Source organism: Mesorhizobium sp. XAP4, assembly GCF_029269325.1.
GTDB classification, from domain to species: domain Bacteria; phylum Pseudomonadota; class Alphaproteobacteria; order Rhizobiales; family Rhizobiaceae; genus Mesorhizobium; species Mesorhizobium ciceri.
Genome location: NZ_JARIXW010000006.1, coordinates 196,599 through 209,726, shown reverse-complemented (window position 1 = coordinate 209,726; position 13,128 = coordinate 196,599). Strand labels below are relative to the sequence as shown.

Genomic DNA, 13,128 nt, shown 5'->3' with positions numbered 1-13,128 from the left:
AGTGTTCCGATGACCGTCCCATCCGAAATGAAGGCGCTGCTGCTTGTCGGCGATGGCTACACCAGGACGCCGAGCGGCAGTGTGCTGGAGGCGATGGAGCCCTATCTCGAGCCGGGCAGCATCGCGGTGCCGACACCCGGGCCGACACAGGTGCTGATCAAGGTCAGCCTCGCCTCGATCAATCCGTCCGATGTCGCCTTCGTCAAGGGCCAATACGGCCAGCCGCGTGCCAAGGGCCAGCCGGCCGGCTTCGAGGGTGTCGGCATTGTCGTCGCCAGCGGGGACGAGCCCTATCCCAAAAGCCTGATCGGCAAGCGCGTGGCTTTTGCCACCGGCGTCACCAACTGGGGCTCGTGGGCCGACTATGCCGTCGCCGAGGCGGCTGCCTGCATCCCGCTGCTCGACACCGTTCGCGACGAGGACGGTGCGGCGATGATCGTCAACCCGCTCACGGCGCTCGCCATGTTCGACATCGTCAAGGAGGAAGGCGAGAAGGCCTTCGTCATGACCGCCGGCGCCAGCCAGCTCTGCAAGCTGATCATCGGCCTGGCCAGCGAAGAGGGTTTCCGGCCGATCGTCACCGTGCGCCGCGACGACCAGATCGCGGCTCTGAAAGCGCTTGGCGCGGCGCACGTGCTCAATGAAAGGGCGCCGGATTTCAAGGCGGCGCTGCGCGAGGTGATGAAGGCCGAACAGCCGCGCATCTTCCTTGACGCGGTAACCGGGCCGCTTGCCTCCGCCATCTTCGACGTCATGCCGAAGCGGTCGCGCTGGATCATCTATGGGCGGCTCGATCCCGAAGCCACCGTTATCCGCGAGCCCGGCCAACTGATCTTCCAGCACAAGCATATCGAAGGGTTTTGGCTGAGTGAGTGGATGCGCCAGTTCCGCGACCGTCGCGGCCCGGCGATCCTGGAAGCGCAGAAGCGTTTTTCCGATGGGCGCTGGTCGACCGACGTGACGGCGGTGGTGCCGCTTGCCGAAGCAATGGCGCGGCTGCCAGCCGAACTGGCCAAGCCCAACGGCAAGGTGTTCATCCGGCCTTGAAGGAAAATGGCTGGCGGGCGAAGTCCAGTTACTGCAAAAAAGGGGCTGCTTGTGAGAAAATGGTGGTTTGTCCCGATTGTCCTCATGTCGATGGCCAGTACCATTGGTGCACAGGCTGCCGAAAAGTTCCCGCCGTTTTGGCGCAAGGCGATGACGAACGATCCCAGTACGAATTACTTTCTCAAGAAATATTCGGCCCCGCTGGATGATCCTGCCGGGACCGCGGTCAGGAATATCATGCTGGCGCGGGTCGTCGGCGCCGAATGTCAGGCCTCCAGACTCAACAAGGCCAAGATCAAAGCCTATCGCGACAGGATGATCGGGCCGCTCACGCCTGAGCAACTCAAAACAGCTGCATTTGAAGGTGGCAGTGCGTTGCGCAGTTTCAACTACCAGGATCTCGCTCACCTCTGTGCCGGCATCGGCTATCAGTTCGGGCCGAAAGGCGTGCTGATTCCGGGGGCTGTTCTTGCTGGTAAGGGCGAGCCGAAATATCCCTTTGATCCGCGCAACCCCTATTTTCGTTTGCCCGAATTCACTGACGATTAGTCAGGTCGCCAGCCTCGGACGGCAGCCATGAAGGTGGGAACGCATATTCGAGGCGAAGGAGGTGCGGCCCTGACGTTCGTCAGCCCCCTATGCCACGCCGCTTCGTCCGTGATATGCCGCCGCCATCGAATGCCGGGACAGGCTGGACTGATCCAGTTCCGGGATTGTGTGGAGCGCCTTGATGACGATTTCCAAGCCGGTTTTCGACCGTTTGGGGTTTGGCCTGTGGATCGGAGCGTTCCTGGTCGTTCTTGCCCTGGTCCTGTGGTCGCCGCACACGCGGACGGTATGGCAGGCCTATATCGACGGCAGCGAGGCGCTTCAGGCCGGTCTGCCGCTCTACGACACCCAGTCCGAGATGGGGTATCTCTACGCGCCGGCCTTTGCCGCGCTCTACACTCCAATAGTCAAGCTCGGTCCGCATCTGGGCGGCTTGGTTTGGCATTCCATTGGCTTTGCGGTGCTGACCTACGCCGCGATGCGGCAGGTGCGCAAGCTCGGCGGCGGCGAACTGACATGGCTGCTTTCTTTCGGTCTTTTCCTCGCTTTGCCGATGGCGGTGGGGGCGATCCGCAACGGCCAGGCGACGATCCTTTTGACCGGCGCTTGCTGGCTTCTCACCCTGTCGGCGCTGGAAGGGCGGCGGGCGGAGACGTTCTTCTGGGCTTCGCTTGCCATCATCGCCAAGCCGACCGCGATCATAATGCTGTTGTTGGTAGGAGCCCTTCGGCTCCGGCTGATACCGGTGCTGGTGCTGGCGCTGCTGTTCGTGCTGGCACTGCCTTACGCTTTTGCTCCCGCCGGCTATCTCAACGATCAGCATCGTGTCTTCATCCAGATGCTGACCTCCATGGCCGTCGACAACACCAGCCATTTCGTGCCCACCGATTTCACGGCACCGTTCACCACGATAGGACTGCCGATACCGGAAATCGGCGCAACGATCGTGCGCATCGTCATGGCCCTGTTTACGCTTTCTGCCGTCATCTGGTTCGACCGCAGGCTCGAACAGGGAAAGGCGGCGCTGGCGATCTTCCTGACAGCCACTTTCTACATGTGCGTCTTCAACCCGCGCGTCGAGCCAAACACCTTTGCCATGATCGCGGTACCAGCCGGTCTTGCCATCGCCCTGTTGTGGCGTGAAGAACGGGGCGGCGTCCTTGCCTCGGTGCTGTCGACGACGCTGTTCGTGACCGGGTTGAGCGGCGTCGAGCGCCATGTGCACGATTTCCTCTTCCCCTGGTTCCGGCCGGTCGCCGTCACTTTCATCGCCGGTTCGCTGATCTGGTGGTTCTGGGCCAAGGCACGGGAAAAGGTGGTGAATGCGGGAGTCGCCAATGGTTGAGTTGCGGCCGAGCCTCGATATCGTCGCACCGTTCTTCAACGAGGCGGCATCGGCATCGGCCTTCGCGCGCCTGCTGGGCGAGCTCGAAGTGGCCGTGGCACAACGCTTCGGCATGGGCGTGCACAAGATCCTGGTCGATGACGGCAGTCGTGACGATGGTGCCGTGCGGTTTTCGCAAGCGCTGACGGGGTCGTGGGAGATCGTGCGCCTCAGCCGCAATTTCGGCAAGGAAGTCGCGGTGCTCGCCGGCCTCGACCAGTCGCGCGGCGACATGGTGCTGATCATGGACGCCGACCTCCAGCATTCCCTGGACATCAGCCTGAAGCTGATCGCCGAGCTGGTGGACCATCCGGACATCGACGTCGTCTATGCGCAGAACGACCGCCGCGAGGCGAGCTGGCGGCGCAGCCAGCTCGCACGGCTTTTCTACAGCCTGATCAACTCGAGCCAGCGTTTCGATATTCCCGAAAATGCCGGCGACTTTCGCGTCATGCGCGGCGCCGTGGCGCGCGCGCTGACCAGCCTGCGCGACAAGCGGCGCTTCAACAAGGGCCTGTTTGCCTGGGCCGGCTTTCGCCAGAAGGCGTTGCCCTATTCGCCGGAAGGCCGCGCCAGCGGCACGTCGAAATGGAGCCGGCTCAACCTGATCGCCTTCTCGCTCGAAGGTTTTACTTCCTTTTCCGTCATTCCCTTGCGTCTCATCAGCCTCAGCGGGCTGCTCGCGGCGTTGGCCGGTGCGCTCTATGGCGCCAAGGTGCTCTTCGAGGTGATCTTCTACGGCATTGCCGTTCCGGGCTACCCCAGCCTGCTGGTTGCCGTCGTCCTGCTCGGCGGCCTCAACCTGACCTTGCTTGGCCTGATCGGTGAATACGTCTGGGTCACGCTCAGCGAGAGCAAGGATCGCCCGGTCTATCTCGTGCGCGACGTCGTGCGCAGCGTGGCCCCCGCCGATCGGCCGGAGCCGGGCACTTCGAACAGATGACGCGGCGCATCCGCCTGATCGCCGACGATTACGGCCTGGCGCCCGGCGTTTCCGCCGCGATTCTCGACCTGCTCGATCGCGGCCGCCTGACCGGCACCAGCTGCATGACCGGGTTTCCGGAATGGGAAGCGGAGGCAGCGCGCATAAAACCGCTGTGCGGCCGGGCCGCGGTCGGGCTGCATCTCACCTTGACCGACCAGTTGGCCATTACCGGCCGGTCGAGCCTGGCGCCGGAAGGCCGGCTGCCACCGCTCCGCGCACTGGCCTTGCCTGTTTTGCGCGGCCGCATCGGCGAGCGCCATGTTCATGCCGAGCTTGACGCCCAGTACAGCCGCTTCGTCGAGGCGCTTGGCCGCCGCCCCGATTTCGTCGACGGGCATCAGCATGTGCATTTCCTTCCCGTCGTGCGCACATGGCTGCGCGCGCGGTTTCCAGAAGGCGCCGACAGGCCGGCCCTACGCGGCGGCCCGGCGCTGGCCGCAGGGTCGAAGGTCGCCGCGATTGCCGCGCTCGCTGCCGGGTTCAACCGTTCGATGCAGCGCGCCGGCTTCATCGTTTTCCAGCCGCTCGCCGGCATCTATGACTGGCGGCAGCCCGAAAAGTTCACTGCGGTTCTGCAGGCCGCCGTCGAAGGGTTGCCGGAACAAGGGCTGTTCATGTGCCATCCCGGCCATGTCGACGAGACGCTGCGCGCGCGCGACACGATGCAAGGTGTGCGCGAGGTCGAATTCGCGGCCCTGGCATCGGACGCGTTCGGAGCCAGCCTGGCCCGCGCCAATGTCGCAATCATGGATGGCAGGGGATGAACGACGCCGAGCGGCCCCCGCGTTCGACCGGCAACAAGATCGTCCGCTTTGCCATTGTCGGACTGGCCAACACAGCCATCGACCTTGCCAGCTTCTTCCTGCTGCTCAAGCTCGGTGCTTCGCCGCTGCCGGCCAACGTTGCTGCCTGGTTCATCGCCGTCACCTTTTCCTTCGCGGCGAACGGCTTCTGGTCGTTCGAGCGCAATCGAGCCATCCGGCTGCGTGACGCATTCCTTCGCTTCGCCTCGCTTGGAGGGCTAATTTCGCTCGGCGTCTCCAGCCTCTCCATCGCGCTGTTTGCCGGCATCGCCGGAGTGTGGCCGGCAAAGATCGCCGGTGTCGTGGTGGCGGCGGTGCTGAATTTCCTCGCCGCGCGCTGGTCGATCGAAGGCCGGTTCTTGAGATAGGCGGAACTATTTTTCTTACGAAATTCCGGACGGAAAACCGCTACACACTTTTCCCTGGATTTCTTTACTCCGCCGGTTCCACATTGGTGTAGGCGGCTTCCTCCAACTCGCGCTTCAGTCGCGCTTCCTCATGGGTCTTCGGCGTGACGAAGCGGCCAAGCAAGAGATAGGCGACCGGCGTCAGGAACAGTGTCGAGACGGTGGCCAGCCCCAGGCCGCCGACGATGACCCAGCCGAGCGCGACGCGCGCCTCGGCCCCGGCGCCGCTCGCCAGCACCAGCGGCAAGCCGCCGAGCACGGTGCAGATCATCGTCATCATCACCGGCCGCACGCGGATGATCGAGGCCTGCTCGATCGCTTCGCGCACGCCAAGCCCGCGATCGCGCAGCTGGTTGGCGAATTCGACGATCAGGATGCCGTTCTTGGCCATGACGCCAACCAAAAGCACCAGGCCGATCTGGCTGTAGGCATTGAGACTGGTGCCCGAGAGCAGAAGCGCGAAAATCGCGCAGGCCAGTCCGAGCGGCACCGTCGCCATGATGATGACGGCACTGACGAAACTTTCGAACTGGGCGGCCAGCACCAGGAGGATGATGACCAGCGCGAAGCCGAAAATGGTGATCATGGCGCTGTTGGTTTCGCCCAGCGTCGCCGCCTCGGCCAGCGGCAAGATGCGGCTGCCTGGCGGCAGCAGCGGCGTGGCGATCTCCTCGGCGCGGGTCAAGGCGTCGCCAAGCGCGAAGTCGCCACTGAGGTTGGAGGTGATGGCCACCGAGGGCTGCTGCTGTTCGCGCGACAGTGATGGCGGTACGGCACGTTCGGTCAGCGTGGCGATGGTCGACATCGGCACGAAACGTCCGTCTGCCGTCTTCAGGAAGATGTTTTCCAGATCGGTCGGATCGTTGATCGGATTGGTGGTCGAGACCAGCTTCACGCCGTAGCTGCGGTCGGCGATGTAGACGTCGACGACATCGTTGCCGTCGAGCATGGCCTGCAAGGTGTTGGCCAGTCCCGATATGTCGATGCCGAGGTCGGAGGCGCGCTCGCGGTCGATGGCCACGGCGAGCTGCGGTTGCGTCGGGTCGATCGACAGGCGCGGTGTCTGGAAGCGCGCGTCCTTCTGCATCTCGGCGATGATCTTCACGGCTGCGTCGCCGAGCGCCTTGCGGTCGTTGCCGACCAGCGCGAACTGCAGGCCGTTGCCGGCGCCACGGATGCCGAGGCTGTTGGGCTGTACCGGGAAGATGCGCACGCTCGGCACCTGCCTGGTCAACTGGCTGATCTCGGCCATGATCTCCTGCTGGCTGCGGCTGCGCTCGTTCCACGGCGCCAACGTCATCACCATGAAGCCGGAATTGTAGGAGCCGTTCTGGCCGGCATTCTCGAAGGTCGAGCGGATCTCGCCGGAATCGCGCATCGGCTGGATCAGTCTCTCGATCTTCTGCATCTGCTGCGTCGTATAGTCGAGGCTGACGCCTTGCGGGGCGCTGATGCGCAGAAGCACGGCGGCGCGGTCCTCGGTCGGCGTCAGCTCCTGGCGGATGGTGCCGAACAGCGTGAAGGCGGTGCCGGCAAACAGCACCGCGACCAGAAGCACGATCCATGGCGCGTCGAGGCAGGCGTGTAGGCCGCGCTTGTAGGCCGTACTGAGCGCGCCGCCGATGCGGGCGCCGATGCCATGGCCCCCTTCGTGGTGGAGCGATGCGCTGGTCAGCATGCGCGAGGCGAGCATCGGGCACAGCGTCAGCGCCACAACGCAGGACAATAGCACCGACATGGCAAGCACGAAGCCGAATTCGCGGAACAGGCCGCCGGTCTGGCCGGGCAGGAACGAAATCGGCACGAAGACGGCGACCAGCGTCAAGGTGGTGGCAATGACGGCGAAAAACACTTCCTGCGCGCCAAGCACGGCGGCGGCGCGGGGCCCCATGCCTTCATTGCGTCGTCGCACGATGTTTTCGAGCACGACGATGGCGTCGTCGACGACCAGTCCCGTCGCCAGCACCAGAGCGAGCAGGGTCAGGATGTTGACCGAGAAGCCGGCCAGATAGATGGCAGCGATGGTGCCGATCATGGCGACGGGCATCGACAGGCCGGGGATCAGCGTCGCGCGCCAGTCGAGGAGAAACACATAGATGACGATCAGCACCATAGTCACGGACAGGCCGAGTGCGATCTCGACCTCGTGCACCGCGCCCTTGACGAAGACGGCGTCGTCGCTGGTGATCTTGATCGACATGCCCTTGGGCAGGTTTTCCTGCAGCTTGGCGACGGCGGCCTGGACACCGGTCGAGATGTCCAGCGTGTTCGATTCCGCCTGGCGGATGATGCCGATGCCGATGCCGGTCTTGCCATCCGAGCGCAGCGTGGTCTGGCCGACGTCGGGACCGAGCGTGACGGTGGCGACGTCGCGGATGCGCGTCGTGCCGCCGACAATGATGTTTTCGAACTCTTCCGGCGTGGTCACGTCGGCAGTCGTGCGGACGATCAGGTCCTGGTTGGTCGTGGTGATCGAACCGGCAGGGGAATCGAAAGCGACCGAGGCAAGGGCGGCCCTGAGATCGGCAACCGTGAAGCCGAGGCTGGCCAGCTTGTTCTGGTCGACATCGATGCGAAAGATCTTGTCGCGGTCGCCATAGACCTGGACGTCTGCAACGCCGGGCACGGCGGCAAGCTCGTCCTCGATCTGGTCCTGGACCACCACGGTCATGTCCTGGATCGACATGTTGTCCGAGGTCACCGCCAGTCGCATCACCGCGTCGGAATTGGCGTCGGCCTTGACGATGCGCGGCGGATCGGCGGTGTCGGGCATCTGATTGGCGACGCGGCCGACAGCATCACGCACGTCCGAGGCGGCGACATTCAGATCGACGCCGTCGTTGAACTCGATGGTGACGCGGCTCGAGCCGAACGAGGAAGACGACGAGATCGACTTGACGCCTGAGACGCGGGCGACGGCGCCCTCGATCGTGTCGGTCAGTTCGCGGTCGACGGTCTCGGCCGCCGCGCCCTCGAAGGTGGTGGAAACAGTGACGACCGCGCGGTCGACATCAGGCAGTTCGCGGATCTCGACGCCGTAGAAAGCGGCCAGGCCGGCGACCGCGATCAGCGTGTTGAGCACGAAGGCCATGACCGGCCTGCGGATGAACAGGGCGGTGAAGCCGGTCTCGCTGGCGGTGTTGATGGTTCCGGTCATGAGCCTGCGGCGGCGTCCGCGGCGCGCTGCTCTTCGCCGGCAAGGCGAACCGCGCCGCCCTCGCTGACGCTCTGGGTGCCTTCTGTGACCACCATGTCGCCATTGTCGATCTCGGCGTCGATCAGCACGGTCTCGGTGTTGCGCTGGATGATGCGCACCGGGACCCGCCTGGCCTTGCCATCCTCGATCTGCCAGACATAGGCGCCGTCCGACCCCCACAGGATCGCCAGCGGGCTGACGGCCGGATAGGTTTGCCCCGGAAATTTCATGGTGATGCCGAACGACATGCCGGCGCGCAGCGAATCGGCCGGGTTGGCGATCTTGGCCTTGACCAGCAGGGTGCGGCTCTTTTCATCGATGTGGTTGTCGATGGCCGAAACGGTGCCGCTATAGGCGTTGCTGGGATTGGCGATCGGCGTCGCCGTCAATTGCGCACCGACCTTGACGGCGGCGGCGAAGCGCTCGGGTACCAGGAAATCGACCAGGATCGAGGACCGGTCGTCGAGCGTGGCGATGGCCGACTGGTTGGTGACGTAATTGCCGGCCGAGATCGGCAGGATGCCGACGGTGCCGGCGATCGGCGCCAGGATCGACCGGCGCTGCAGTGCAAGTTCCGCGTCCTGAAGCGCCAGCTTGGCGCCCGCCAGCACCACCTCGGCGTCAGCCACGGCTACCGGGGTCGCGGCATTGGAGGCACGCAGCGACTTGACGCGGTCGAGCTTGGACTGAGCGTCCTGCAAGGCGAGCTTGGCACGGTCCTGAGAGATCACTTCGGTCTCGGAATCGAGGGTGGCGAGGATCTGCCCCTTTTCGACATGGCTGCCGGATTCGACCAGCAGTTCGGCGAGGCGGCCGGAGCTGTAAGGATTGACGGTCACCGAGGCGTTGGCACGGCCGGTGCCGATCGCCTGCAGGCGGTCGTTGATAACAGCCGAAGTGGCCGCCAAGGCGACCACGTTCACCCGCTGGTTGCCGTTGCGGCCGTTTGCCTGCCTCGCGTTGGCGGCACCGGTTTCAGCCGGGGGCGTTGCCGCGTAAGCCCAGTCGATGCCCCAACGTGCCAGCACGTCCGGTGCGCCGGGATAAAAGCGCAGCCAGGCGGCTGCCGCCATCACCAGCACCACGAGTGCAAAAAGTATCTGTTTCCAGGCGGCCATCAGCACTCCGGTTGGTAAAACAATCCTTCCGTCTACCGGTTTCCCGAAATGAAGCAGACGCAGCGAGGCTATTGTAAGGCAAAGAAGCTGTCTCGATATCGCGTCTTTATGACAATTCTCCGGGGGCTGCGCACATTAAATATATGTAACGTTTGAGAAAATATGCGTAACGCTTCGGATCATCGCATATGCACTAACGCAGACTTTCCATCTCGCGAATGCGTTTGGCGCCTTTTGCTTCCAGTTGCCTGGTGACGGCGCCGATCAGCGTTTCGGCGACGACGAAAAGGGCCGCCGATGAATCCCATGCCGACGGCACCGCGGTTCGTCCGGCGATGACATGGCGAGCAAGGCGGGCGATCGGCGACAGCCACTGGTCGGTGAACAGCACGATCTGCACGCCACGCTGATGCGCCTTCTCGGCGAAGCGGAGGAGGCTGTCCTGGTAGCGCCTGATGTCGAAGATGACCAGCACGTCGCGCTTTCCCATGTCGATCAGCCGGTCACGCCACATGCTTTCCTGCCCGGCGAGGTGAAAGACATCCGGCTGGATGATGGCGAGGTGGGCGGCCATGTAGCGCGCCAGCGGATCGGTGAAGCGGCCGCCGATCAGGAAGGTCTTGCCGCGCCGGTCCGCTAGCCGGGCGGCGATGTCGGCAAGCTGCTTGTCGGACAGGTGCCTGAATGTCTCGCGCATATTGTCGAGCGTCGCTTCCAGCATCGGCGACACGGTCCCGCCGCCGGGCGAGGGCGGATTGAGCGTCCTTGTCGCCGGCGATTGCAGTTGCGCCGCCAGTTCGTCCTGCAGGCTCGACTGGAACTCCGGATAGTTCTGAAAGCCCAACCGGGCGACGAAACGCAGGATTGTCGGCGAGGAAACGCCGGCTGCGGCCGAGAATTCAGCGACCGTTTTCAAGCCGATCATCGGGTAGAAGGCAATCAGTGTCTGGGCCGCGCGCCGTTCGCTGGCCGGCATCGTGCCGATGCGGTCGGCGATCAGTTCGGCAATGTTGGAAATCATCTTTTCCCCACCCCTGGCTCGGTCGATGGTCTTTTCCGAAATCGCATTTGACAAAGCCGGACAAACTGTATGAAATCATCCACAGGGACGCAATGAGGCAAAATACGTAACATACGATACAGCGCTCCCCGGGGACGGCAGAGTATGGAGAAAGCACGGCCCGCCAGCCTTGCATCGTCTGATACCGTAAGGGTGACGAACCCCGGCGGATCAAGCCCTTTCGTGCTGACCTGCGATCACGCCTCGAACTTCCTGCCCGCCGAATTCGGCACGCTCGGCCTTGCTGTCGAGGACCTGTCGCGCCACATCGCCTGGGATCCCGGCGCGCTGCCGGTTGCCCGCCGCATGGCGCAGGCGCTCGACGCGACGCTGGTCGAAACCCGCATTTCGCGCCTTGTCATCGACTGCAACCGGCCGCTTGACGCGCCCGACCTGGTGCCGCCGGTCAGTGAGACAACGGCCATACCGGGCAATGCCGGCCTGTCGGAAAGTGAGCGTGCCGCGCGTGTCGCGCTTTCGTGGCGCCCTTTCCACGATACGATTGCGGATATCATCAGCCACAGGCTGTCACACGGTCAGGAAACGCGGCTGGTTTCGGTCCATTCCTTCACGCCGGTATACAAGGGCCGCAACCGGCCCTGGCATATCGGCATCATCCATGACGAGGATCGCCGGCTGGCGGCGCCGCTGATATCGGCGCTGAAGCGGCTTTCCGGTGTCACCGTCGGGGTCAACGAGCCGTATTCACCTGATGACCGAGTCTATTTCACGCTGGAACGGCATGCGCGCTCGCGCGGACTGCCCTGCGCGATGATCGAAATCCGCAATGACGAAATCGCCGGCGAGACCGGGCAGCGGAAATGGGCGGATCTGCTCACGGGCATTTTTTCGGATCTGGAGCCAGAGGAGGCCGGACACACCAGATCGCATTCAGTCGGAAAGTCAGTTCAATCGGCTAGCTAGGGCGGGATCTCATCCCGACCCGAAAACCAACAGGGGACACTAAAATGGCAGCACCGGGTTATACTGAAGTTGACAAGGCGGAGGACGTAAAGCACCTCCACAGCATGGGCTATGCCCAGGAATTGGAGCGGCGCCTCAGTCGCTTTTCGAACTTCGCCGTTTCCTTCTCCATCATCTGCATCCTGTCGGGCGGCATCAATTCGCTGGCCCAGGCCACCTCCGGCGCCGGCGGCATCGGCATCGGCATCGGCTGGCTGGTCGGCTGCTTCGTTTCGCTGACCTTTGCGGTCGCCATGTCGCAGATCAGCTCGGCCTATCCGACGGCCGGCGGCCTCTATCACTGGGGTTCGATCCTCGGCAACCGCGGCACCGGCTGGGTCACCGCATGGCTCAATCTGCTCGGCCTGATCACCGTGCTCGGCGCCATCAATGTCGGCACCTGGACGTTTTTCATCGGCGCTTTCGGCCCGACGCTCGGAATCGAAGGCACGCTGACAAACCAGATGATCTTTCTGATCATCATCACCGGCGCGCAGGCGCTGATCAACCATCTCGGCATCAAGCTGACGGCGAAGCTGACCGATTTCTCGGGCTATCTCATCTTCTTCGGCTCGATCCTGATCGCCATCGTCTGCCTGGCTTCCGCTGAGACCTGGGATTTCAGCCGTCTCTTCACCTTCAAGAACTATTCCGGGGACGCAGGCGCCGGCGTGTGGCCATCCGTCTCGAATGCCTGGGTGTTCGCGCTCGGACTGTTGCTGCCGATCTACACGATCACCGGTTATGACGCTTCCGCGCACACCTCGGAGGAAACCATCAAGGCGGCTTCTTCCGTGCCGCGCGCCATGGTCATGTCGGTGATCTGGTCGGCCGTTTTCGGCTATCTGTTCCTGGCCGCCTTCGTGCTGATGATCCCGAACATGGACGATGCCGCCAAGCAGGGCTGGAACGTGTTCTTCTGGGCCTTCGACCAGCGTGTAAGCCCCGGCATCAAGGAGTTCGTCTACCTCGTCGTGTTCGTCGCACAGCTGCTGTGCGGCCTTGCCACGGTGACGTCTGCCTCGCGCATGATCTTCGCCTTCTCGCGTGACGGCGGCCTGCCGGGTTCGGCGGCACTCGCCAAGGTCAGCCCGACCTACCGCACGCCGGTGGCGGCGATCTGGACGGCTTCGATCCTGTCGGTGCTGTTCGTCTGGGGTTCGACGCTGGTTTCGGTCGCAGGCACTTCGGCCTACACCATCGTGGTTTCCTGCACCGTCATCTTCCTGTTCCTCTCCTTCACCGTGCCGATCGTGCTCGGCATGCTCGCCTGGGGCACGCCGAAGTGGGACAAGATGGGTCCCTGGAACATGGGGCGCGGCGTGTTCATGCTGTTCGCCTTCCTGTCGATCGTCTCAATGATCCTGATCTTCATCATCGGCATCCAGCCGCCGAACGATTGGGCGCTCTACATCACCGTCGGCTTCTTCATCCTGACGGCAGTCGTCTGGTTCGGCTTCGAGAAGCGCCGCTTCCAGGGGCCGCCGCTCGGCGACATCATTGCGGCGCGTCAGGCGGCCATCAAGGCGGCCGAACAGGCAGTCGGCGAAACCGGCCACTGACCTCGACCATCATGGCCATGGCCGGCATCGTGCCGGCCATGGTTTCGTTCAACT

11 protein-coding genes are annotated in these 13,128 nt (G+C 63.7%); 8 read left to right on the top strand and 3 right to left on the bottom strand.

Translation table 11 applies throughout. The features are described 5' to 3' along the window. Positions 1–9: 9 nt before the first annotated feature. The 6 genes from P3C39_RS24860 (at position 10) to P3C39_RS24835 (ending at position 5,136) form a co-directional block, all read left to right on the top strand. Positions 10–1,047: a zinc-binding dehydrogenase gene (locus tag P3C39_RS24860; RefSeq protein WP_275954488.1), complete on the top strand. Its 1,038-nt coding sequence runs from the start codon at positions 10–12 to the stop codon at positions 1,045–1,047. An 84-nt stretch (positions 1,048–1,131) separates the two neighbouring features. Further along, positions 1,132–1,596, top strand: coding sequence for a hypothetical protein (locus P3C39_RS24855; RefSeq protein ID WP_275954487.1), 465 nt, complete (start codon positions 1,132–1,134; stop codon positions 1,594–1,596). A 181-nt stretch (positions 1,597–1,777) separates the two neighbouring features. Beyond that, on the top strand, positions 1,778–2,941 hold the full coding sequence (locus tag P3C39_RS24850) for a glycosyltransferase 87 family protein (protein ID WP_275954486.1): 1,164 nt from the start codon (positions 1,778–1,780) through the stop codon (positions 2,939–2,941). Further along, positions 2,934–3,923 carry a glycosyltransferase family 2 protein gene (locus tag P3C39_RS24845; RefSeq protein WP_032808129.1) on the top strand — a complete coding sequence of 330 codons (990 nt, stop codon included), beginning with the start codon at positions 2,934–2,936 and terminating at the stop codon, positions 3,921–3,923. The genes P3C39_RS24850 and P3C39_RS24845 overlap by 8 nt, the downstream gene beginning before the upstream one ends. Further along, positions 3,920–4,729, top strand: coding sequence for a ChbG/HpnK family deacetylase (locus tag P3C39_RS24840; protein WP_127368872.1), 810 nt, complete (start codon positions 3,920–3,922; stop codon positions 4,727–4,729). The genes P3C39_RS24845 and P3C39_RS24840 overlap by 4 nt, the downstream gene beginning before the upstream one ends. Next, positions 4,726–5,136, top strand: coding sequence for a GtrA family protein (locus P3C39_RS24835; RefSeq protein ID WP_013529676.1), 411 nt, complete (start codon positions 4,726–4,728; stop codon positions 5,134–5,136). Before P3C39_RS24840 ends, P3C39_RS24835 begins: the two co-directional genes overlap by 4 nt. Before the next feature lie 64 nt (positions 5,137–5,200). Here P3C39_RS24835 and P3C39_RS24830 read toward each other — a convergent pair whose 3' ends face one another. The 3 genes from P3C39_RS24830 to P3C39_RS24820 all read right to left on the bottom strand — a co-directional run bounded on the left by P3C39_RS24830 (position 5,201) and on the right by P3C39_RS24820 (position 10,510). Next, on the bottom strand, positions 5,201–8,332 hold the full coding sequence (locus P3C39_RS24830; RefSeq protein WP_275954485.1) for an efflux RND transporter permease subunit: 3,132 nt from the start codon (positions 8,330–8,332) through the stop codon (positions 5,201–5,203). Further along, on the bottom strand, positions 8,329–9,489 hold the full coding sequence (locus P3C39_RS24825) for an efflux RND transporter periplasmic adaptor subunit (protein ID WP_275954484.1): 1,161 nt from the start codon (positions 9,487–9,489) through the stop codon (positions 8,329–8,331). Before P3C39_RS24825 ends, P3C39_RS24830 begins: the two co-directional genes overlap by 4 nt. 193 nt (positions 9,490–9,682) lie before the next feature. Next, positions 9,683–10,510 carry a MurR/RpiR family transcriptional regulator gene (locus P3C39_RS24820; protein WP_275954483.1) on the bottom strand — a complete coding sequence of 276 codons (828 nt, stop codon included), beginning with the start codon at positions 10,508–10,510 and terminating at the stop codon, positions 9,683–9,685. Positions 10,511–10,654: 144 nt separating this feature from the next. Here P3C39_RS24820 and P3C39_RS24815 point away from each other — a divergent pair, with 144 nt between their 5' ends. Both P3C39_RS24815 and P3C39_RS24810 read left to right on the top strand, forming a co-directional pair. Continuing rightward, a complete protein-coding gene (locus tag P3C39_RS24815) occupies positions 10,655–11,473 on the top strand; it encodes an N-formylglutamate amidohydrolase (RefSeq protein WP_024502760.1) in 819 nt (272 codons plus the stop codon). A 44-nt stretch (positions 11,474–11,517) separates the two neighbouring features. Continuing rightward, positions 11,518–13,074 (top strand): amino acid permease, encoded by a 1,557-nt coding sequence (locus P3C39_RS24810; RefSeq protein WP_013529681.1) that lies wholly within the window; start codon positions 11,518–11,520, stop codon positions 13,072–13,074. Positions 13,075–13,128: the final 54 nt, after the last annotated feature.